The sequence below is a fragment of the Bifidobacterium samirii genome (assembly GCF_003952945.1).
Taxonomy (GTDB): Bacteria; Actinomycetota; Actinomycetes; order Actinomycetales; family Bifidobacteriaceae; genus Bifidobacterium; species Bifidobacterium samirii.
Window position 1 is genome coordinate 1 of sequence record NZ_QXGK01000041.1, and the last position, 1,421, is coordinate 1,421.

1 protein-coding gene is annotated in these 1,421 nt (G+C 62.4%); it reads left to right on the top strand.

Going from position 1 to position 1,421, the window contains the following annotated elements:
• Positions 1–200: 200 nt before the first annotated feature.
• Positions 201–794 (top strand): hypothetical protein, encoded by a 594-nt coding sequence (locus D2E24_RS10215; protein WP_164521105.1) that lies wholly within the window; start codon positions 201–203, stop codon positions 792–794.
• The last annotated feature ends 627 nt before the right edge of the window (positions 795–1,421 follow it).

The following is a 1,421-nucleotide window of genomic DNA, read 5'->3' on the forward strand; positions in this document are numbered from 1 at the left end:
CGGTCAGCGGGCGTCCCCGTTCCCGGCGACGACACCCCCCGGATCATCAACGACAGGGCGAGAAAGTCATACCGGAACCGGCGACCCGGTCCCGACCATCGGGACCTACTAAACATGGTAATGGGTGATGCGAAGTGGGGAACGCCGAAAGATTCCGGGACTCGACGGACGGGGCGCTGGTCCTGATCGATTTCGACGGTGTGATCAACCAGTTCCCGGATGAGAAGGTGCGATGCCGTCAGAATTCGACGTCATGGATGAAGCCCGGCGATCCGCGCATCGCCCGCTACGCGCCCGGGAACTGGTTCGTACCGGACCGCCGGCACCGGGTCTGGGCCGGTCGAAGTCATGGCCACATCAACGTCACCTGGTCGAGTGAATTGGTGGAGCGTCTGTGCGCGCTCGACGCGGACGTCCTGTGGCTGAGCACCTGGCAGCCGTACACGCAGGCATTGAATCTCGCGCTTGGCGTGGATTGGGAGACGATCGCTTGGTACGATTCGGTCACGCAGGAGGGTCGGCGGACCGGCAAGCGACGTGCGGTCCTGTCGCATCTCAAGGCCGGTCGGCCGATCGTGTGGATCGACGACGAGGAGACCACCTACGATGCGGGACTCGCCATCCAGTCCAGCGAACCGTCCGCGCCGGTGCTGGGTGTCGGCCCGCATTCGGACATCGGCATCAGCCGGCCGCAGATGGCGCTGATCGAACGGTTCGTCGCCGATCCGCCGGACGAGCCTACCGTACGTTTCGAGGTCATCGGCGACAGCCACGAAGGCCACTGGGGTTTCTGACCGCCGGATGCCCGAAAAACCAGTCAATGCACTCGGATGGACGACTGTTCCATGCGTGAGGCGGGACCACCATCACGCCAGCCGGGCGGCCCCGCGTACGAGCGGCAGATGATGGGGGGCGAGGCGTTACGTCAATGAGGTAACGTTCAACCAGATTACGCAGGGCGATCCGATTGAATCGCGTACACATGATTCAGCTAGCGGCCCAGCCTGCACGGGCGAGTGCCGTGAGTTTGTGTTTCATGGTGTTTCGCGGGATGATTGGAGGGCGCGGGGTTCCGGGCGCTACCTTCGCTCGGAACCCCGTCGCCTACCTCTCGCGTTTGGCCGAGCGAAGTCCGTCCCACTTGCACTGGGAAGATGACGGGGCCGACGATTCCATGGTTCTCGGTCTCGCTCTCCATACGTTCCACGTCCCGTTCGACCTGCTCCTCGCTTAGGCCGAACATCGCCAACAGCTCTTGCCCGTTCATCTCAGCCTCTCCTTTCATGGTATTAATCTGGCTCTTCGCATTTTGGTGTGTAGGGGTGGTGGTTAGAGGTGAGTTTGGATGGCGTGTTTGAATCCGCCGGTGTGGAGCAGGCTTCTGGTGATGTAGTTGTCGAGGTTGCGGAAGCCGAGTGCGA